This window comes from Mesorhizobium sp. M4B.F.Ca.ET.203.01.1.1, assembly GCF_004791025.1.
GTDB classification, from domain to species: Bacteria; Pseudomonadota; Alphaproteobacteria; order Rhizobiales; family Rhizobiaceae; genus Mesorhizobium; species Mesorhizobium abyssinicae.
Map to the genome: position 1 here is coordinate 155,724 of NZ_SRUO01000001.1, position 20,300 is coordinate 176,023.

At 65.9% G+C, this 20,300-nt stretch carries 18 protein-coding genes; 9 read left to right on the forward strand and 9 right to left on the reverse strand.

The window, feature by feature from the left end:
* Position 1: 1 nt before the first annotated feature.
* The 3 genes from EN846_RS00725 to EN846_RS00735 all read left to right on the forward strand — a co-directional run bounded on the left by EN846_RS00725 (position 2) and on the right by EN846_RS00735 (position 3,149).
* Positions 2 to 925, forward strand: a complete 924-nt coding sequence (locus tag EN846_RS00725; protein ID WP_126056615.1) for a sulfite exporter TauE/SafE family protein — start codon at positions 2 to 4, stop codon at positions 923 to 925.
* Positions 925 to 1,716, forward strand: coding sequence for a TIGR02186 family protein (locus EN846_RS00730; protein ID WP_127309933.1), 792 nt, complete (start codon positions 925 to 927; stop codon positions 1,714 to 1,716). Before EN846_RS00725 ends, EN846_RS00730 begins: the two co-directional genes overlap by 1 nt.
* A 176-nt stretch (positions 1,717 to 1,892) precedes the next feature.
* Entirely contained in the window at positions 1,893 to 3,149 is a 1,257-nt protein-coding gene (locus EN846_RS00735; RefSeq protein ID WP_127393352.1) for an Hsp70 family protein, read from the forward strand.
* A gap of 15 nt (positions 3,150 to 3,164) precedes the next feature.
* Here the strand turns inward: EN846_RS00735 and EN846_RS00740 are convergent, their stop codons facing one another.
* Entirely contained in the window at positions 3,165 to 4,073 is a 909-nt protein-coding gene (locus EN846_RS00740; RefSeq protein WP_127393354.1) for a LysR family transcriptional regulator, read from the reverse strand.
* 96 nt (positions 4,074 to 4,169) lie between these two features.
* On the opposite strand from EN846_RS00740, the gene EN846_RS00745 reads away from it, so the two are divergent.
* The 4 genes from EN846_RS00745 to EN846_RS00760 are packed head-to-tail and all read left to right on the forward strand — an operon-like array spanning position 4,170 to position 8,959.
* Complete coding sequence (locus EN846_RS00745; RefSeq protein ID WP_127285692.1) at positions 4,170 to 4,355, forward strand: hypothetical protein; 186 nt, start codon at positions 4,170 to 4,172, stop codon at positions 4,353 to 4,355.
* Positions 4,352 to 7,282 carry a molybdopterin oxidoreductase family protein gene (locus EN846_RS00750; protein WP_128346343.1) on the forward strand — a complete coding sequence of 977 codons (2,931 nt, stop codon included), beginning with the start codon at positions 4,352 to 4,354 and terminating at the stop codon, positions 7,280 to 7,282. The genes EN846_RS00745 and EN846_RS00750 overlap by 4 nt, the downstream gene beginning before the upstream one ends.
* A complete protein-coding gene (locus tag EN846_RS00755) occupies positions 7,279 to 8,013 on the forward strand; it encodes a 4Fe-4S dicluster domain-containing protein (RefSeq protein WP_127391119.1) in 735 nt (244 codons plus the stop codon). The genes EN846_RS00750 and EN846_RS00755 overlap by 4 nt, the downstream gene beginning before the upstream one ends.
* Before the next feature lie 10 nt (positions 8,014 to 8,023).
* Entirely contained in the window at positions 8,024 to 8,959 is a 936-nt protein-coding gene (locus EN846_RS00760) for a DmsC/YnfH family molybdoenzyme membrane anchor subunit (protein WP_127391118.1), read from the forward strand.
* A 13-nt stretch (positions 8,960 to 8,972) separates the two neighbouring features.
* Here the strand turns inward: EN846_RS00760 and EN846_RS00765 are convergent, their stop codons facing one another.
* Complete coding sequence (locus EN846_RS00765; RefSeq protein ID WP_127391117.1) at positions 8,973 to 9,851, reverse strand: LysR substrate-binding domain-containing protein; 879 nt, start codon at positions 9,849 to 9,851, stop codon at positions 8,973 to 8,975.
* Between the two features lie 93 nt (positions 9,852 to 9,944).
* On the opposite strand from EN846_RS00765, the gene EN846_RS00770 reads away from it, so the two are divergent.
* Complete coding sequence (locus EN846_RS00770) at positions 9,945 to 10,916, forward strand: quinone oxidoreductase (RefSeq protein ID WP_127391116.1); 972 nt, start codon at positions 9,945 to 9,947, stop codon at positions 10,914 to 10,916.
* 13 nt (positions 10,917 to 10,929) lie between these two features.
* On the opposite strand, the gene pdeM is transcribed toward EN846_RS00770, so the two are convergent.
* The 5 genes from pdeM to EN846_RS00795 form a co-directional block, all read right to left on the reverse strand.
* On the reverse strand, positions 10,930 to 11,646 hold the full coding sequence (pdeM, locus tag EN846_RS00775; protein WP_127391115.1) for a ligase-associated DNA damage response endonuclease PdeM: 717 nt from the start codon (positions 11,644 to 11,646) through the stop codon (positions 10,930 to 10,932).
* The gene (locus EN846_RS00780; protein ID WP_127391114.1) at positions 11,643 to 14,177 is read right to left on the reverse strand and encodes a ligase-associated DNA damage response DEXH box helicase; all 2,535 of its coding nucleotides are present in this window, start codon (positions 14,175 to 14,177) and stop codon (positions 11,643 to 11,645) included. Before EN846_RS00780 ends, pdeM begins: the two co-directional genes overlap by 4 nt.
* A gap of 219 nt (positions 14,178 to 14,396) precedes the next feature.
* Positions 14,397 to 15,257, reverse strand: coding sequence for an NlpC/P60 family protein (locus EN846_RS00785; protein WP_189379621.1), 861 nt, complete (start codon positions 15,255 to 15,257; stop codon positions 14,397 to 14,399).
* Between the two features lie 29 nt (positions 15,258 to 15,286).
* Complete coding sequence (locus tag EN846_RS00790; RefSeq protein WP_127285600.1) at positions 15,287 to 15,637, reverse strand: MarR family winged helix-turn-helix transcriptional regulator; 351 nt, start codon at positions 15,635 to 15,637, stop codon at positions 15,287 to 15,289.
* Between the two features lie 71 nt (positions 15,638 to 15,708).
* Positions 15,709 to 17,073: a leucyl aminopeptidase family protein gene (locus tag EN846_RS00795; RefSeq protein WP_127391112.1), complete on the reverse strand. Its 1,365-nt coding sequence runs from the start codon at positions 17,071 to 17,073 to the stop codon at positions 15,709 to 15,711.
* A gap of 254 nt (positions 17,074 to 17,327) precedes the next feature.
* Between EN846_RS00795 and EN846_RS00800 the strand changes: the two genes are divergently transcribed.
* Entirely contained in the window at positions 17,328 to 18,149 is an 822-nt protein-coding gene (locus EN846_RS00800; RefSeq protein ID WP_127285598.1) for a tetratricopeptide repeat protein, read from the forward strand.
* 103 nt (positions 18,150 to 18,252) lie between these two features.
* Here EN846_RS00800 and EN846_RS00805 read toward each other — a convergent pair whose 3' ends face one another.
* Together EN846_RS00805 and EN846_RS00810 are read right to left on the reverse strand one after the other, a co-directional pair.
* The gene (locus EN846_RS00805; RefSeq protein WP_127285596.1) at positions 18,253 to 19,269 is read right to left on the reverse strand and encodes a type II secretion system F family protein; all 1,017 of its coding nucleotides are present in this window, start codon (positions 19,267 to 19,269) and stop codon (positions 18,253 to 18,255) included.
* Between the two features lie 9 nt (positions 19,270 to 19,278).
* Positions 19,279 to 20,292 carry a type II secretion system F family protein gene (locus EN846_RS00810; protein ID WP_127285595.1) on the reverse strand — a complete coding sequence of 338 codons (1,014 nt, stop codon included), beginning with the start codon at positions 20,290 to 20,292 and terminating at the stop codon, positions 19,279 to 19,281.
* Between the last annotated feature and the right edge of the window lie 8 nt (positions 20,293 to 20,300).

Genomic DNA, 20,300 nt, shown 5'->3' on the forward strand with positions numbered 1-20,300 from the left:
GGTGGGCATCTATCTCCCGATCGCGGAAATTTCCGTCAACGTCTTCGTGCTGCTGGCCATGGGGGCGGCGGTGGGTTTCCTGTCGGGCATGTTCGGGGTGGGCGGTGGCTTCCTCATCACGCCGCTGCTGATCTTCTACAACATCCCGCCGGCGATCGCCGTCGCCACCGGCGCCAACCAGGTCATCGCCTCCTCCTTCTCCGGCGCGCTGTCGCACATGAAGCGCGGCACGCTCGACTTCAAGCTCGGCGGCGTGCTGCTCGCGGGCGGTATCGTCGGCTCGACCGGCGGCGTCTATGTCTTTGCCGTGCTGCGCCGGCTCGGCCAGCTCGATCTCTTCATCTCGCTGCTCTACGTCGCGCTGCTGGGCACCGTCGGCGGGCTGATGCTGGTCGAGAGCGTCAATGCGCTGCGCGCCACCCGCAGCGGCGCCGCGCCAGTGCTGAAGAAGTCCGGCCAGCACAACTGGATCCACCGGCTGCCGCTGAAGATGCGCTTCCGCGCCTCGAAGCTGTTCGTCAGCGTCATCCCGGTGCTCGGGCTCGGCGCCGGCATCGGCTTCCTGTCGTCGATCATGGGCGTCGGCGGCGGCTTCATCATGGTGCCGGCGCTGATCTATCTCTTGAAAGTGCCGACCAACGTCGTCATCGGCACCTCGCTGTTCCAGATCATCTTCACCTCGGCCTACACCACCCTGGTGCACGCCACCACCAACCAGACGGTCGACGTGATGCTCGCCTTCCTGCTGATGGCGGGCGGTGTCGCCGGCGCGCAATATGGCGCCAAGGCCGGCCAGAAGCTGCGCGGCGAGCAGCTCAGGGCATTGCTGGCGCTGTTGGTTCTCGCCGTTGCCATCCGCCTGGCGATCGATCTCTTCGTCACCCCGCCCAATCTCTATTCGCTTTCCGCGGCGGGCCTGAACTGATGGCGGGGAGGAAGGGGTTTGCGGCCGCCGCCTTGCTTCTGCTCGTCGCTGCCGCGTCGCCGACGGCGGCGCAAACCCCGCCGGTCGAAGGCATCCAGATCGGCCTGTCGACCGACGCCGTCTCGATCACCGCCGGGTTTTCCGGCGCCGACCTCACCATCTTCGGGTCGCTGGAAAATCCCGATCCGCTGGTCGCGCGCCAGGGGCGCTACGACGTCATCGTCGTGCTCGAGGGGCCGCCGCGACCGGTGGTGGTGCGGCGCAAGGACCGGGTGCTCGGCGTCTGGATCAATCTGGAGTCCGAGACGTTCGAGAATGTGCCGGTGTCCTATTCGGTGGCCACGACGCGGCCGCTGCAGGACATAACCGAACCGAACAGCTACAAGCAGCTGTCGCTCGGCTCGGCCAACCTCTACATGAAGCCCGCCGACGAGACCGACAGCCCAGCGACGATCGAGGAGTTCACCGCCGCGCTGCGCGATCGCAAGAAGGCGACCGGGCTCTACAGCGAAAATGTCGGCGGCGTGCAGTTCCTGTCGCAGAACCTGTTCCGCGCCACGGTCAGGCTGGCGCCCGACGTTCCGGTCGGCACCCACAAGGCGCGCGCCTTCCTGTTCAAGAGCGGCATGTTCATCAAGGAAAGCTCGGCCCAGCTCGAAATCCGCAAATCCGGTTTCGAGCAGTCGATCTTCCGCGTCGCGCACGATTATTCCTTCCTGTACGGCGTGTTCGCCGTGTCGCTCGCCATGCTCACCGGCTGGCTCGGGCGGCTCGTCTTCCGCAAGGATTGATACAGACGCGGGAAAGGGGCTTTCCCTTTTCCCGGTTTTGCGATAAATCGCCGCCTCCCAAGTCAGGGGCAAGCACACACATTCATTTTTTGGCAGAGCGGTCCGGCCACCCGGATGACGGCGCGTTTTCCGATGCCGGCGACCCGCTGCGGCGAAACCAATGACAGGAGGCTGCTATGCAATCAGCATTCGGCGGCATTGATTTCGGCACGTCCAATTCCACCGTGGGCGTGATCCGGAACGGGCAGGCGCGACTGGTGGCGCTGGAAGGTGAACAGCCTACATTGCCAAGCGCTGTCTTCTTCAACTTCGAGGACGGCCATACCTATTTCGGCCGCCGCGCCATCAGCGACTACACCGACAGTATCGAGGGGCGGCTGATGCGGTCCCTGAAGAGCGTGCTCGGCAGCTCGCTCGCTCACGAGAAGACCCGCATCAAGGCACGCCTGATCGGCTTCACCGACATCATCGGCTTCTTCATCGCCCATCTGAAGCAGCGGCTGGAAGAGGATGCAGGCTCTTCGGTCGAGACGATCGTGCTCGGCCGCCCCGTGCAGTTCGTCGACGATGACGCCGAGGCCGATGCGAGAGCGCAGGGCGAGCTTGAAAAGGCGGCGCGGGCGCAAGGGTTCAAGCACATCGCCTTCCAGTTCGAGCCGATCGCGGCGGCGCTCGACTACGAACAGAAGGTTGCACGAGAGGAACTGGCGCTGATCGTCGACATGGGCGGCGGCACGTCCGACTTCTCGGTGGTCCGGGTCTCGCCCGAACGCGCGCGCTCGACCGATCGCAAGGGCGACATCCTGGCCAACCGCGGCATCCATATCGGCGGCACCGATTTCGACCGGCTGCTCAGCATCGCCCATGTCATGCCCGAGCTCGGCTATCTGACGCCGACCAAGGACGGCAAGCGCAACCTGCCGGCGAGCTATTTCATCGACCTGGCGACCTGGCAGCGCATCAACCTCGTCTATACTGCGAAGGCGATGACGGACCTGAGGCAGATCCGCTTCGAGGCCGAGCGCGCCGATCTCGTCGGCCGATTCATCCATATCGTCGAGCACCGCTACGGACACGCGATCGCAGGCCTGGTCGAAAGGGCCAAGATCGCGCTGACGGATCAGTCCTCAGCCGAGGTGAGGGTCTCGCTGCCCGGCGCACGCTTCGCGGCCGAGATCACGCGCGGCGGCCTGGAGGCGACGATAGGGGACGACATCGAGCGGGTGACCGCGACAGTCCGGCAGACGATCGCCGACGCCGGTGTCGACGCCTCCGCCATAACCGCCGTGTTCCTGACCGGCGGCTCGACCGCGATCCCGCTCGCCAAACGCCAGATCCTTTCGCTGGTGCCGCAGGCCTCCGTCATCGAGGGCGACATGTTCGGCTCGGTCGGGCTCGGGCTGGCGCTGGATGCGCAGCGGAAATTCGCCTGAGACGCTTCTTCCCGATCAGCCCCTGCTCAGCGGCGGCAAGTCCGCTTTTCCACCCAGATGCGCCCGCAGCGCCATCTGGGCGAGGCTCGGCTGGCGGTCGCGGTGGGTGATGATGGCGAAGTCGCGCTTCGGCAGGTCGATCGGCACCGACCGCAAGCTGCCTTCGGCCACGGCGCGGCCGACGACGAGTTCCGAGATGATGGTGGCGCCGGCGCCCGCCTCGACCGCCTGGCGGATCGCCTCGTTGCTCGGCAGGACGAGGAATATCCTGAGATCGGCGAACGGCACCGCCTCGCGGCGCGCGAGGTCTTCCAGCGCCTCGCGCGTGCCGGAGCCGCCTTCCCTGATGATCCAACGCAGCTCCCTGATATCGGGGTGGCCGCGCCCATGTTCGGCGATTTTCGGGTGCGTGGGGGCGACGACCAGCAGCAGCCGATCCACATCGACCTTGGCGCGGCGCAGGATGTCGGATTCGGTGCGCCCCTCGACCAGGCCGAAATCCGCCGTGCCGTCGAGCACATGGGTCTCGACCTGGCTGGTGTTGCCGATGCTGACATTCAGCCTGACGGCAGGATAGGCCTCGTGGAAGGCAGCCAGCCGGCGTGGCAGCCAGTAGCTGGCGATGGTCTGGCTGGCAGCGATCGACAGGCTGCCGGTGACCGTCTGAGAGACATGCTCCAGCACATTGCTGGCGGCGGCAGCGCGCTCCAGCACCGCCTTGGCCTCGGGCAGGAACCTGCGCCCGGTCTGCGCCAGCTCGATGTTGCGGCCGACGCGGTCGAACAGCCGCACCCCATGCTGCTGCTCGAGCGCGCGGATGGCAGCCGAGGCGGCCGACTGCGAGATGCCCAGAAGCTCGGCCGCCTTGGTCATGTGGCCGCGTTCGGCGACGGCGACGAAGATGCGCAACTGTTCAAGAGTCATGCGCAATTAAGAAGCAAAATCGATCGGAATTACAAGAGCAACTTGTTAGACAGATCGATTGCTTTGTTCTAAGTTTTCACTGGAAGTTGGAAAAAATTGGCGGCCGCGCCGCAAGAGTTGGAAATGATGGGGCGCTTCAAATCGCTGTTCGCGCACTGGACCCGTGGCCTCAAGCGGCGGCTCGCCAGCGATCGCTACCACCCTGAACAGCACTATATGCGCGGTCCCGGACCGAAGACGAAAGCCAAGATCGCGAGCCGCCAGAGCATCCGGGAACAATGAGCCACGGCGCGCCGCGCGGCGCAAATTCCGCCCCGTCGCAGCGGCCGCTGGCCGACACGCGTGCGCCCGACGAGGGCGACGGCGTCGACACCTCGCCAGGCGTCTCCGACCGGATCGCCAAGACCACTTGCTATATGTGCGCCTGCCGCTGCGGCATCGACGTCCACATCAAGGACGGCAAGGTCCGCTACATCAACGGCAACAAGGACCATCCGGTCAATCGCGGCGTGATCTGCGGCAAGGGCAGCGCCGGCATCATGCAGCACTACAGCCCGGCGCGGCTGAAGAAGCCGCTGTTGCGCAGCGGCCCGCGCGGCTCGGGCGAATTCCGCGAGATCGAATGGGAGGAAGCCTTCTCGATCGCGACCGAGCGGCTCTCGGCGATACGCCGGAGCGATCCCAAGAAGCTCGCCTTCTTCACCGGACGCGACCAGTCGCAATCGCTGACCGGCTGGTGGGCAAGCCAGTTCGGCACGCCGAACTTCGCCGCCCATGGCGGCTTCTGCTCGGTCAACATGGCGGCCGGCGGCCTCTACACGATCGGCGGCTCGTTCTGGGAGTTCGGCGAGCCCGACTGGGACAACACGAAGTACTTCATGCTGTTCGGCGTCGCCGAGGACCATGATTCCAACCCGATCAAGATCGGCCTCGGCAAACTCAAGGCGCGCGGCGCCAAGGTCGTCTCGATCAATCCGTGCCGCACCGGCTACAACGCCATCGCCGACGACTGGATCGGCATCAGGCCGGGCACCGACGGCCTGTTCGTGCTGGCGCTTGTCCACGAGCTGCTCAAGGCCGGCCGCGTCGATCTCGACTATCTGCTGCGCTACACCAACGCCCATGTGCTCGTCATCCAGGAGCCGGGGGCGGCCGATGACGGGCTGTTCGTTCGCGACGCCGCCGGCCATCCGCTCGCCTGGGACAGGGTTGCGAAGACCACGGTCCGGGCTGCCGACCCCAACGCGAAACCGGCGCTGACCGGCAGCCATACGGTCAACGGCCGCCGCTGCGTTCCGGTCTTCCAGCTCCTTGCCGACCGCTATCTCAACGACAGCTATTCGCCCGACGCCGTCGCCGGCCGCTGCGGCGTCAGCGCCGACACGATCCGCCGGATCGCGGCGGAGCTGGCGCATGTCGCCTTCGAGCAGGCGATCGAACTGCCGGTGGCCTGGACAGACTGGGCCGGGCGCCGGCACGAGACGATCAAGGGGCGGCCGATCTCCATGCACGCCATGCGCGGCATCTCGGCCCATTCCAACGGTTTTCACACCTGCCGCGCCATTCATCTGCTGCAGGTGCTGCTCGGCACCGTGGACGTGCCGGGCGGCTTCCGCTTCAAGCCGCCCTATCCGCGCCCGGCGCCGCCCGGGCCGAAGCCGGCCGGCAAGGACGTGCGGCCGATGACGCCGCTGGAAGGCATGCCGCTCGGCTTCGTCTGCGGGCCGGATGACCTGTTGGTCGACGGGGCCGGCACGCCGACACGCATCGACAAGGCCTATTCCTGGGAGGCGCCTTTAGCCGCGCACGGCCTGATGCACTCGGTCATCCGCAATGCCTGGGCGGGTGATCCCTACCCGATCGACACGCTATTGATGTACATGTCGAACATGGCTTGGAATTCCTCGATGAACACGGTCGAGACGATTCGTATGCTGACCGACAAGGATGCGTCGGGCGACTACAAGATCCCCTTCATCATCTATTCCGACGCCTACTACTCGGAGACCGTGCCGTTCGCCGATCTGGTGCTGCCGGACACCACCTATCTCGAGCGGCATGACTGCATCAGCCTGCTCGACCGGCCGATCAGCCATGCCGACGGGCCAGGCGATGCGATCCGCCATCCCGTCGTCGAGCCGGATCGCGACGTCAGGCCGTTCCAGTCGGTGATGATCGAGCTCGGCGCGCGGCTCGGCCTGCCCGGTTTCGTCAACGCCGACGGCTTGGCCAAGTACCGCGACTATGCCGACTACATCGTCAACCACGAGCGCACGCCGGGCATCGGTCCGCTCGCCGGCTGGCGCGGAAAGGACGGAAGCTCGATCGGCAGAGGCGAAGCCAATCCCGATCAATTGCAGCGCTACATCGACAATGGCGGCTTCTGGCACCACGATTTTTCCGCCGACCAGCGTTATTACAAGATGGGCAACCGCGCCTATCTCGACTTCGCGGCTGAGATGGGCTTCATCGCCAAGGCCGAGCCAATCGTCTTCCAGCTCTATTCCGAGCCGATGCAGCGCTTCCGGCTGGCCGCGCGCGGCCATGGGAAAGTGCAGCCGCCGGCGGCTGAACGCGGCCGCATCGAAGCCTACATGGACCCGCTGCCGTTCTGGTACGCGCCATTCGAGGAAGACGCCGTCGACCTCGAACAATATCCGCTGCATGCGCTGACGCAGAGGCCGATGCACATGTACCATTCCTGGGGCTCGCAGAATGCGTGGCTGAGGCAGATCACCAGCCAGAACCGGCTGTTCGTGCATGCCAAGACCGCCGCAGATCTCGGCCTTGTCGACGACGACTGGGTATGGATCGAGAGCGTCAACGGCCGGGTGAAGGGACAGATCAAGCTGGTCGACGGCGTCAACCCCGACACGGTGTGGACCTGGAACGCCATCGGCAAGCGGCGCGGCAGCTGGGGACTGAAAGACGATGCGGCGGAGAGCAATCGCGGCTTCCTGCTCAACCACATCATCGGCGACCAGACCGCGGCGGACGCCAGCGGCAAGCGCTATTCGAACTCCGATCCCGTGACGGGACAGGCGGCATGGTTCGACGTCCGGGTGCGGATCGTCAAATGCGCGGCGGAGGAAGCGGGCTTCACCGAGCCGCAGTTCGAGCGCTTCCGAGAGCCGCCGCGCTTCCAGCCCTCGCCTGACATGCTTCAGTTCGGCGCCGAATTCCGCATGAAGAGGGAAGCCGCCGAATGACCTGCCTTCCCGCGCAAACCGACAAGAAGCTCGGCCTGGTGATCGACCTCGACACCTGCGTCGGCTGTCAGGCCTGCGTCACCGCCTGCAAGGAATGGAACACCGGCGGCCATATGGCGCCGCTGACCGATATCGATCCCTATGGCGGACATGTCGACGGCGTCTGGTTCAACCGCGTGCACGCTTATGAGCACACGACCGAGATGGGCGGGCGCACCGTCAACTTCCCGCGCTCCTGCCTGCATTGCGAGACGCCGGCCTGCGTCACCGTCTGCCCGACGGGCGCCTCCTACAAGCGGGCGTCGGACGGCATCGTGCTGGTCGACGAGGACAAATGCATCGGCTGCAAACTGTGCAGCTGGGCCTGCCCCTACGGCGCGCGCGAGTTCGACACGCAGGTCGGCGTGATGAAGAAATGCACGCTCTGCGTCGACCGCATCTACAACGACAATCTGGCCGAGGAGGACCGCGTGCCGGCCTGCGTGGCGGCCTGCCCGACCAGCGCCCGCCATTTCGGCGATCTCGGCGATCCGGCGTCAGCCGTATCGCAGCTGGTGACGGCGCGCGGCGGCGTCGACCTGATGCCGGAACTCGGCTACCGCCCGACCAACAAGTATCTGCCGCCGCGCGCCCATACGGAACGCGCCGCCAAGGTGCCGGCGCCGGCGCTGGAGCCGGTGCGGGCCGAAGGCGGCTTCCTCGGCTGGATCGACCGCATGCTTTCGAACTAGCATCCCGGCCATGCATCCCGCTTTCTCCGTCGTCTTCTTCACCACTGCCACAGGCGCCGGCTACGGCCTGCTGGCGCTGCTTGGCGTGCTCGGCGGGCTGGGCTTTGTCGAACCCGACTTCTGGCTCGGGCTCGTCGGCATGGGACTGGCGCTCGGCCTGATCGCGGCCGGCCTTCTGTCGTCGGCCGGCCATCTCGGACGACCGGAGCGCGCCTGGCGGGCGTTCTCGCAATGGCGCAGTTCCTGGCTGTCGCGCGAGGGGGTCTCATCGGTGGCGACTTTCATCCCGGCGGGACTGTTCGGCATCGGCTGGGTGTTCTTGGGCCGCAGCGGCGGCTGGGTGGCGGTCGCCGGATTGCTGGCGGCTGTCGGCGCGGTCGCCACGGTCTGCACCACCGGTATGATCTATGCCTCGCTGAAGCCGATCGCGCAGTGGCACAGCCGCTTCACCCTGCCCGGCTACCTGATCTTCTCGGCGATGACCGGCGGCGTGCTTTTCAACGCGTTGCTGCAGGGTTTCGGTGGCGGATCGAGAGCCGTGCTGGCGTTCGCGCTGGTCCTAACCTTGCTCGGCTGGGGCTGGAAGCTGGCGACGTGGCGGCACAACGACGAACTGGAAATCCCGACCACGGCCAACACCGCGACCGGGCTTGCCGGCGGCACGGTGCGGTCGCTCGAGTGGCCGCATACCGAAGAAAACTATCTGCTTAAGGAAATGGGTTTTCGCATCGCGCGCAAACACAGCGCGAAACTGCGGCGGATCACGCAGGCCCTGGCCTTTGCCCTACCGGCCCTGCTGCTTGCCGGAGCGTTCGTTCTGACCTGGCCGGCTGCCGCTGTGCTCTCGGTGATCGCCGCTCTGCTGCAGCTCGCCGGCATGCTGGTCGAGCGCTGGCTGTTCTTCGCCGAGGCGAAGCACACGGTCACCCTCTATTACGGCCGGTAGCGCGTTCTCCCCGTCATGCGGCCCGTGCCCGTGACGCAGCCGGCAAGTCCTTCAGCAATATTTCGATCGCGGCATCGACGACGGCTGTCCGTCGGTCGTGTGCGTAAAGACCGTATTGGACCGTAAGCGTGTCGGGAACGCCAGCCGATGTCTTCAGCACCCGCATCGAAGCAGAGCGCACCGATTCGGGTGGAAGCAGACCGACGCCCAGCCCATTCTCGATCGCTGCCTGCAGGCCGGTGACGCTCTGGCACGACAAGCCGATCCTGTGCTCCCTGCCGGCGGCAAGCAGCGCCTCAATCATGCGCCTGCGCCAAGGGCAGGTCGCGCCAAAGGCGACGAGATCGAGCGGCCGCTCCGCATCCAGTTCGTAGTCCTGGGCGCAGACCCACTGCAGTTCGACGTTCCACGTCGTCAGGGCATCGGCCGCGACGACGGACGTCGGGGCGATCATGACGTCCAGCGCATCCTCACTCCAAAGCCGTCCCAGCGCGACGCTGTGCTCGACCGTCGCGTCAATGCTGATGTCGGGATAGGTGCGATGAAGCCGACCGAGCGCTGCCGACAGCGCCGCCGTCGTGACCTCCTCGGCGAGGCCGATGCGCACCCCGCCGCCTATGCCGGCCTGCTGCAGGCGCGCCACCGCCTCGTCGCCCAGAGCCAGGATGCGGGTCGCGTATCCCAGAAAAAGTTCCCCCTCCGCGGTTGGCACGACGCCGCGGCCGGTGCGTCGGAACAGGTGCCGTTGCAGCAATCCTTCGAGCCGCCGCATCTGCATGCTCAGCGACGATTGGGTTCTGCCGGTCTGCGCCGCGACCCTGCTCAGGCTGGCCTGCCGGCAGACCGCCACATAGGTGCGAAGAAGGTCGATGCCAATCTGGTCAGATATCATGATCCTTGAACTCTGATGTCATGGGTATCAGCCTACAATGATATCGCGCCACGCGCTATCTCCCTGCCACGAGACAGCGCAAGGAAGAAATCCATGAAAGCGATCCGCGTCCACCGCCATGGCGGCCCAGATGTGCTTGCCTATGAAGATGTCGACATCGTCCAGCCCGGACCCGGCGAGGTCCGCGTGCGCAATCGGGCGGTCGGCCTCAACTTCGTCGACATCTATTTCCGCACCGGCGAATATGCGCCGCCCGCTTTGCCATTCACGCCGGGCAATGAAGGCGCCGGCGAGATCGTCGCCGTCGGCGAAGGGGTGAGCGGCTTTGCGCCCGGCGATCGTGTCGCCTATGTCGAGACGCTGGGCGCCTATGCCGAGGAACGCATCGTGCCGGCGCATTTTGTCGTTCACCTGCCCGACGCCATCGACTTCGAGACCGGCGCGGCGATGATGCTGAAGGGGCTGACGGCGCAATATCTGCTGCGCCGCACGTTTCGCGCCGAGGTGGGCCACACCATCCTCGTGCAGGCCGCGGCGGGCGGCGTCGGCCTCATCCTGACGCAATGGGCAAAGCATCTCGGCGCCACCGTCATCGGCACGGTCGGTTCGCCAGAGAAGGCTGAACTCGCGCGCGCCAATGGCTGCGACCATGTCATCGACTATGGCAGGGAAGACCTTGCCGCGCGGGTGAGGGAGATCACTGGCGGCGAAGGCTGTCACGTCGTCTACGACGGCGTCGGCAAGGCGACCTTTCCCGCCTCGCTCGATTGCCTGCGGCCCTTTGGCACCTTCGTCAGCTTCGGCACGGCGTCAGGATCGATCCCGCCGTTCGACATCATGCTGCTGATGCAGAAAGGCTCGCTGTTCGCCACCTGGCCGTTGTTGTTCCATCATCTCGCCAGGCGCGAGGACGTCGTCACCATGAGCGAAGAACTCTTCCGCGTCGTGCTGAGCGGTGCCGTGAAAATCCCCGTGCACGCCCGGATGCCGCTCGCCGAAGTGGCCGAAGCGCATCGCCGGCTCGAAGCGCGGCAGACGACCGGCGCAACCGTGATGCTTCCCTAAAGCAATTTTCAGCTCAGCCCGGCCGCAGCATCGAGCCGGCAATGGCGAAGGTGCGCTCGGCGCCGAGCATATAGGCCATCAGTGTCTCGCGACGGAACAGGCCGGCATAGGCGCGGTCGAGCACGTTGAGCGAACCGGTATAGGCGCCGAAGGCCGGCATGATCATGCGGCCGCCGTCGGCGGCGAAGCAGCGCCGCCGCACCGAGCGCCCTTGCTGGACGATCCGGGCGCAAGGATGGAGGTGGCCTGATATCTCGCCCTCCACGCGCACCTTGGACGGCTCGTGCCTGAAGAGCAGAGACCCGATGGCAAGCTCGCGCACGGTCTCGCCGGGCAGGTCGGCCGGCGCGTCCGGATCGTGGTTGCCGGCGATCCAGAACCAGTCGCGGCCCGCGATCAGGCTTTCCAGTCGCTCGCGGAAGCTTTCGTGCATACGCGCCGCGCCGCCGCCGTCGTGGAAAGAATCGCCAAGGCTGATGACGATCGCCGGCTGGTAATCGGCGATCACCGCCTGCAGCCTGAGCAGCGTCGCACCGGTATCGTAGGGTGGGATCAGCGCGCCGCGCCTGGCGAAGGAGGAGCCTTTCTCCAGATGCAGATCCGACACCGCGAGCAGCCGCAGATCGGGGAAATAGAGCACGCCGCGCGGATCGCAGACCGCGCGTTCGCCGGCGATGCCGACAAGATCGGCCTCGGCGATCAGCGATGCGCGTGTCAGCGAAAAATTCATGCCTCGCTCATTCCCGGCCCCATGGCCTCCTCGACCAGCGTCGCCGCATCCATCAGCAGTGTTTCGTCCGCTTCACCATGCACCGGCATCTTGCCGATCTCGAGCATGATCGGCACGGCAAGCGGCGATATCTGCTCGAGATTCTTATGCACGATTCGACCCTTGATGCGCGAGAGCATCTCGGCAAGCCTGCTGACATCGAGCAAACCGGTCGCCGCATCGGCACGCGTCGCCTGCAGCAGGATATGATCGGGCTCGTGGCTGCGCAGCACATCATAGACGAGATCGGTCGATACGGTGACCTGACGGCCGCTCTTCTCCTTGCCCGGGTGGCGTTTCTCGATCAGTCCCGAGATCAGCGCGCAATTGCGGAAGGTGCGTTTCAGCAGCCAACTGTCGGCGAACCACGCCTCGAGATCGTCACCCAGCATGTCCTGGTCGAAGAGGGTGGGCAAGGAGGGTGTTTTCGCCCTGAACATCATGCCCATGTCGGCCAGCGACCATATCGCAAGCGCATAGTCGGTGGCGACGAAGCCGAGCGGCCTGGCGCCCGCCCTGTCGAGCCGGCGGGTGAGCAACATGCCGAGCGTCTGGTGCGCCAGCCTGCCCTCGAACGGATAGGCGACGAGATAGTGGCGGTTGCCGCGCGGAAAGGTTTCTATCAGGAGATCATCGCGTTTGGGCAGCACCGACTTGTCGGCCTGGAAGCGCAGCCAGTCGGCGACCTGCTCCGGCAGCTTCTTCCAACGCTGCGGATCGTCCAGCATGGCGCGCACCTGCTCGGCGAGATAGGTCGAAAGCGGAAACTTGCCGCCGCCATAGTAGGGCACCTTGGCATCGCTGCCGGGCGCGTTCGACACGAAGCATTCATTCTCGCGAATGCCTTCGAAGCGCAGCACCTTCCCGGCAAACATGAAGGTATCGCCATGGGTCAGCGTCTCCAGGAACGCCTCCTCGATCTTGCCGAGGACCCGGCCGCCGCGCGAAGCCGACCCTTTGCTGCCGGCCTGCACGTAGCGCACGTTGAGCGCCGGCACCTCGATGATGGTGCCGACGTTCAGCCGGTACTGCTGGGCGACGCGAGGATTGGATACGCGCCACATCCCGTCCTTGTTCAGGCGGATGCGGGCGTAGCGCTCGTAGTTCTTCAAGGCGTAGCCACCGGTGGCGACGAAATCTATCACCCGGTCGAATGTCGGCCGGTCGAGGCTGGCATAAGGCGCCGCCGATCTGACCTCCTCGAACAGCGCGTCGGCGTGGAATGGCGCGCCACAGGCGCAACCCAGGACATGCTGGGCCAGCACGTCGAGCCCGCCATCGACCAGCGGCGGCGTGTCCTGCGCGCCAAGATAGTTGGCGTCGAGGGCGGCCCGGCACTCCAGCACCTCGAAGCGGTTGGCGGGGATCAGGATCGCCTTCGACGGTTCGTCCATACGATGGTTGGCGCGGCCGATCCGCTGCGCCAGCCGGCTGGCCCCCTTCGGCGCGCCGACATGAACGACCAGATCGACATCGCCCCAGTCGATGCCGAGATCGAGCGTCGAGGTGGCGACGATGGCGCGCAGCGCATTCTCGCCCATCGCCTTCTCGACGCGGCGGCGCTGCGCGACATCCAGCGAACCGTGGTGCAGCGCGATCGGCAGCGTGTCCTCATTGACCCGCCATAATTCCTGGAACAGCAGCTCGGCCTGGCTACGCGTGTTGACGAACAGCAAGGTCGTCTTGTGGCGCTTGATCTCGCGATAGATCTCCGGCGTGGCGTAACGGGCGGAGTGTCCCGCCCACGGCACGTGCTCTTCCGAATCGAGGATGGAGATTTCCGGCTTGGCGCCGCCGGTGACAACGATCAATTCGGCCATGTCATCGGGTGGATTCTGGCTGACCAGCCAGCGCCGCAACTCGTCCGGTTCGGCCACCGTTGCCGACAATCCGATCGTCTGCAGTCCGGGCACAAAGTTGCGCAGCCTGGCCAGGCCGAGCGCTAGGAGATGGCCGCGCTTCGAAGTCACCAGCGAATGCAGCTCGTCGAGCACGACATAGCGCAGATCCTCGAAGAAGCGCCGGGCGTCGCCGGCCGCGATCAGCAGCGCCAATTGTTCGGGCGTGGTGAGCAGGATGTCGGGCGGCGCCAGCTTCTGCCGATGGCGCTTGTGCGAGGGCGTGTCGCCGGTGCGGGTCTCGATGGTGACAGGCAGGCCGATCTCCTCGACCGGCTTGCCGAGATTGCGCTCGATGTCGACGGCGAGCGCCTTGAGCGGCGAGATGTAGAGCGTGTGGATGCCGCGATGCGCCTGGCCGGGTTTCCGCCTGGGACGGTTGGCGAACTCAGTGAGCGAGGGCATGAAGCCGGCCAGCGTCTTGCCGGCGCCGGTCGGCGCTATCAGCAGCACCGACTGGCCGGCCTGAGCCCGCGCCAAAAGCTCGAGCTGATGGGCACGCGGCGCCCAGCCCTTTTCAGCGAACCATCTGACGAATGGTTCGGGCAGGACCACTGCGGCATTCTGTTCGGCAAGGCGCGGCTGCTCTGTCACCCGCCAGAGGTAGCGCGACGGCGCGCGAACGCCAAGGAAAATCGGAACAAAAGGGGATCATCCTTCCTCGCCCCGTTTACGGGGGGAGGATGCCGGCAGGCAGGTGAGGGGCGGCGCCGGCGATCAGAGGTTGGTCGTCAGCGCGAACAATCAGGGGTTCGCGCCGCCCCTCATCCGCCCTTCGGGCACCTTCTCCCCGTGAACGGGGAGAAGGAAAGATCACGGTCGCCGGAACCCCGTCGGACCGCCATAGAGATAGCCGATGCGGGCGACGGCGTCCTTCAGTCCCTCGCGCGAGACCAGCATGGTGTGGCCGTTGGCGTGGATCATGGTGGAGGCATCGGTCATGATCGCGACATGGCCTTTCCAGAAGACGAGGTCGCCGCGCCGCATGCCGGTGAAGTCCGGCCCCGGATCAAGCGGCTTGCCGATCGAGGCCGCCTGCATGTCGGAATCGCGCAGCACGTCCCTGCCGGCCATGCGCATCGCCAACTGTACGAGGCCGGAACAATCGATGCCGAAGCCCGAGACCCCGCCCCACAGATAGGGCGTGCCGAGAAAACTTTCCGCCACCGAAACATAGTCGGCCGCAGTCTCGCCGGCAGGCTGCAGATGGGCCGCGATGAGCGCCTGGCCCGACGACAAGAGAGCATAGTGCGTGCCGCGCGTTTCAGCGGCGCCGGTCACTGTCACCGCCGATCCCATCGACAATTGGGCGGTCACCGGGAAGCGCAGGTCGGGGCCGGGATACAGAAACGTGCGCGGCACCGAAACGATATGGGTCGGCGCCTGCTCGCGTGGACCGAGCACCGTGTCGGCGACATAGCCGACATAGCCGTCACGCTCGGCCTGGATCCAGGCCCAGCCTGCGCTGTCCTCGAAAACGAGCACGTCGTCGCCGAACAAGGCTTGCGTGTTGACGCCGGCATCCGGGCGCGGGGCCTTGCGCAGGTCGGCGACGGACACCGAGATCCGTGCCGGCCGGCCGGCGACGAAACGATCGGCTGAAACCTCTCCCTTCAGCCTGGCATCGGCGAGATCGGAACGGAAGGCGTGAAGGCGGGCATCCCTGGCGGTCAAATCGAGCACTCGGTCAGATGGACAATCGGTCAGATGGGCAGTTCATGGGCCCTGGCGATGATACCATCGCCGAAACGCTCGACAAAGAGCGCGCCCTCGACCGTGCGCCGGATCAGGACGTTGCGCTTGTCGAGTTCGTCGCGGTGGCGCGACACCAGCTTCAGCGCCCCCATCGTGTCGAGCGCGCGGGTGATGACCGGCTTGGTGACGTTTAGCCGGGCGGCCAGCCCACGCACCGTGTGCGGCGGCGGGTCGAGATAGATGGTGAACAGGATCGCCGTCTGGCGCATGGTAAGATCGGGCGAGCCGTCGCGCACCTGCGACAGCATCACCTGCTGCCACAGTCTGAGGGCCTGGCTCGGGCGCATCGAGATCGACATCGCGCCAGCATGCCGGCAAATTGTTTCGGTTCCGTTTCAGTGGCGGCATCTTGCCGGCCGTCCCGGATGCGTCACGCAAATCGCTTCGAGATGATCCGCTCCAGCGCCCGGATGCCTTGCGCCTCGCCGCCGGTGATGCCGTATGGGCGATCGGACGGGTTCCAGGCGAAGATGTCGAAATGCGCCCAGCGCGGCGTCTTCTCGACGAAGCGCTTGAGGAACAGCGCCGCCGTGATCGAACCGGCGAAGCCGTCGGTGGTGACGTTGTTGATGTCGGCGATCTTCGACGACAGCTTTGCATCGTAAGGCCGCCACAACGGCATGCGCCACAGCGGATCCTCCACGGCGACGGCGGCCGCCGACAGCTCGGACGCCAGCGTATCGTCGCCGGTGTAGAAAGGCGGCAGGTCCGGGCCGAGCGCGACGCGAGCGGCACCCGTCAACGTCGCCATGTCGACCAGCAGCTCGGGCTGCTCGTCGTCGGCGAGCGCCAGCGCGTCGGCCAGCACCAGCCGCCCTTCGGCATCGGTGTTACCGATCTCGACGGTGATGCCCTTGCGGCTCGTCAGCACGTCGCCCGGCCGGAAGGCGTTGCCGGCAATCGAATTCTCGACCGCCGGGATCAAGACGCGCAGCCGCACGTTGAGCCTGGCAGCCATGATCATCGAGGCCAGCCCAAGCACGTTGGCGGCGCCGCCCATGTCCTTCTTCATCAACAGCATGCCCGCGGACGGCTTGATGTCGAGGCCGCCGGTGTCGAAGCAGACGCCCTTGCCGACCAGCGTCACCTTCGGCGCATCCGGCGAGCCCCAGAGCAGGTCGATCAGCCGCGGCGCGCCGGATGAGGCGCGGCCGACGGCATGGATCATCGGGAAATTCTGCTTCAAGAGATCGTCGCCCTTGATCACCGACACCTCGGCGTCGTGCGCCGAGGCCAGCGTCCGCGCCGCCCTTTCCAGCTCGTCCGGCCCCATGTCGCTGGTCGGCGTATTGACCAGATCACGGGTCAGGAAAACGCCATCGGCGATGCGGCGGACATGCGCGGCATCGGCACCCGCCGGCAGCACGAAGCGCAGCGCCTTGCCGGGCTTCTTGCCGTAGCGGGTGAAGGCATAGCCGCCAAGCACCAGCCCGGTCGCGGCCAGATCCGGCCAGGCCGGCTCGGTGGCGAAATGCCAGTCGCCTTCGGGCAACGCCCTCGCCAGGGCGCCAACGGCAAGCGTGCCCTCGCCGTCGCCAAGGCCGAACAAGGCGCCGGCGAGCGCGCCGTCTTCGCCGGGCAGGGTCAGCGTCCTGCCGGCCTCGCCGGAAAAGCCGTTGGCCCTGGCCCAGGCAATCGCGGCCGGCACGAGGCCGGCGGCCTCGAGGCCGCCGCCGGTGACCAGATGAACCGGCAGCGCGGCCGTGGATTTCGTCTCGACGAGTTCGACTGGCATTCGATGGTCTCCGGCTAAGGACGCTTGGTCATTGTTCACTGGCAGAAGCGCCAGAAAAATCCAACGAGAATTCGGGCGACGGCGCCGGCCAGCGTATCGTCCGTTCGACCCCGCGCAACGGTGGGCCTGCCCCAACAGCAGGGACAATGGGAGCTTCAGGGGCCTTTCTTAACTGTCCGTTAGGGTTAACAGAATATTTCTTCGGGAGGGAAGACGGCCACGCAAGGCCGCAGATGGATGGAGGCCGCAGGCCGATGCTGATCAACGGTTTGATGAACACCACGGGCAAGCGGCTGATCACCACGGTCTTCATGGCAGCACTCGCGGCAAGTGTCGCCGGCTGCGGGACCAGCAAGTTCACCACCGGCTCGATAACGCGCTCCAACAGCAAGCCGCTGGAGACCATGTCGGCGACCGAGTTGCACAGCGCAACGACCAGGCTTGGCGAATCCTATGCCAAGAACCCCACCGACAAACGGATCGCCACCAACTACGCGGCGGCGCTGCAGATGGACGGCGATGCCGACCAGTCGCTTGCCGTCATGCGCAAGCTGGCGATCGCGCTGCCCAAGGACCGCGACGTCCTCGCCGCCTACGGCAAGGCGCTCGCCGCCAACGGGCAGTTCGAGCCGGCGCTGGACGCCGTGCGCCGCGCGCAGACGCCGGAATATCCGGACTGGCGGCTGGTGTCGGCGGAGGCCGCGATCCTAGACCAGCTCGGCCAGCGGGACGAGGCGCGCCAGGACTATCGCAAGGCGCTCGACCTCAAGCCGAACGAACCGTCGATCCTGTCCAATCTCGGCATGTCCTATGTGCTGGAAGGCGATTTGCGCACGGCCGAGACCTACATGCGCTCGGCGGCCCAGCAGCCCAACGCCGACAGCCGCGTGCGCCAGAACCTGGCGCTGGTCGTCGGCCTGCAGGGCCGCTTCGACGAGGCCGAGAAGATCGCCTCGCAGGAACTCTCGCCCGACCAGGCGCAGGCCAATGTCGCCTATCTGCGCCAGATGCTCGCCCAGCAGAACGCCTGGAGCCAGCTGAAGGACCAGGACAAGGACAAGGCCGCGACCAACTGACGGCAACGCCAGCGCGTCAGCCGATTCTTCAAGGTCATCAAATGCAAAAGCCGCGCGACATCGTCAGCGCGGCCTTTTCGTCAGCTTGCGAGCTGTTCCTGCCCTACTGGCTGCTGGTGTTGTGCTGATCGCCGAAGATGCCGCGCTGGCTGACCTGGATGCCGGCCGGTCCCAGGATGATGGCGAACAGCACCGGCAGGAAGAACAGGATCATCGGCACGGTGAGCTTGGGCGGCAGGGCGGCTGCCTTCTTCTCGGCCGCATTCATGCGCATGTCGCGGCTTTCCGAGGCCAGCACGCGCAGCGCATGCGCGACCGGCGTGCCGTAGCGTTCGGCCTGGACCAGCGCCTGCGTCACCGACTTGACCGATTCCAGGCCGGTGCGGCTGGCGAGGTTCTCGTAAGCCACCTTGCGCTCCTGCAGATAGGAGAGCTCGGCGTTGGTAAGCACGAATTCTTCCGCGAGCGCCACCGACTGCCCGCCGATCTCGTCGGCGACCTTGCGCAGCGCCGCCTCGACCGACATGCCCGACTCGACGCAGATCAGCATCAGGTCGAGCGCGTCGGGCCAGGCCAGCTGGATCGACTGCTTGCGCTTGGTGGCGCGGTTGTTGACGTAAAGGATCGGCGCGTAGAAGCCGCCATAGGCAACCACGACACAGACGAACAGCTTGATGAAGGGCGGCTGCAGGGGCAGGCCGCCGAGCACGAAAAGGTAGACGGCCGCCAGGGCGAAACCGACAAAGGGCAGAACCAGGCGGAAGAAGAGAAAGCGCGTCAGCGGATTCTGGCCACGAAAACCCGCCACCTTGAGCTTCTGCAGCGTTCCCTCATCGGCCAGCGCGCGCCGGAGATCCAGCCGCTCGACGATGTTGCGCATGCCGATCGACTGTTCCTCGCGCAGGCCCTTGCGGCGGCGATCGGCTTCGTTGGCCAGCCGCACGCGCTGCTTGGCGCGCAACTCCTCGCGCTCGAGCGCCACCGATTTCATGCGCGACTTGAGCTGGTTGCCGCCGAGCGCGGGCAACAGCGTGAAGACCGTCGCGAACACCGCGATGCCGACCAGCAAGGCGATCAGGAAGGCGGGATCGGTAAGCGATTTGACGACCTGGTCCGTCATGGACGCCCCCTAGACTTCGAAGTTCATCATCTTGCGCATCACCAGGATGCCGATCGACATCCAGACCAGGGAACAGCCGATGATCAGGTTGCCTGTGCTGGTGGTGAACAGCGGCATGATGTAGTTCGGGCTCGACAGATAGACGAGGAAGGCGACGACGAAAGGCAGGGCGCCGATGATGACGGCCGAAGCCTTCGCCTCCATCGACAGCGCCTGCACCTTGGCCTTCATCTTCTTGCGGTCGCGCAGCACGCGCGAGAGATTGCCCAGCGCCTCGGAGAGGTTGCCGCCGGCCTGCGACTGGATCTGGATGACGATGCCGAAGAAGCCAGCCTCCGCGCACGGCATGGTTTCGGACATGCGCATGGTGGCATCGGGGATCGACATGCCCATCTGCTGCGAATCGATGATGCGGCGGAACTCGGTCCTGACCGGCTCCGGAGATTCGTTGGCAATCAGACGGATGGCGTCGTTGAGGGGCAGGCCCGACTTGACGGCGCGCACGATGATGTCGAGGGCGTTGGGAAACTCGTTGAGGAATGCCTTGACCCGGCGGGTCCGGCGGAACGAGACGAACCAGCGCGGCAGGCCGAGGCCGCCAGCCAGCAATGCGCCAGGCAGCACCAGCAAGGGCGCGGTGGCCAGATAGGCGAGCACCGTGAGCACGATGCCGCAGATCGCCGAGTAGATGTAGAAGCGTTCGATGGAAACCTGCATGCCGGCCTGGCGGATCTGCACCTTCAGCGGCGGCTTCTTGACGATGCGATCGTTGGATCGCTGCTTCTCGTCGAGCTGCTTCAACGAATCCTGGAGGGATTTTCGCCGCTTGACCGCCTCGGCGGCGCGGTCGCGCGAGGCCTTGACGACGGAGCGGTCGGTCTCGGCGGTCTTGATGGTCTCAAGCCGCTTGCCGACCTGCTTCTCGTTGCTGATGCGGTTGAACAGGAAAGCATAGGCCACCGCCCCGGCGCTGAAGCCGGCCAGCACGACAAACGCCAATACGGTGCTGTCAATTCCGAACATCGACCAGA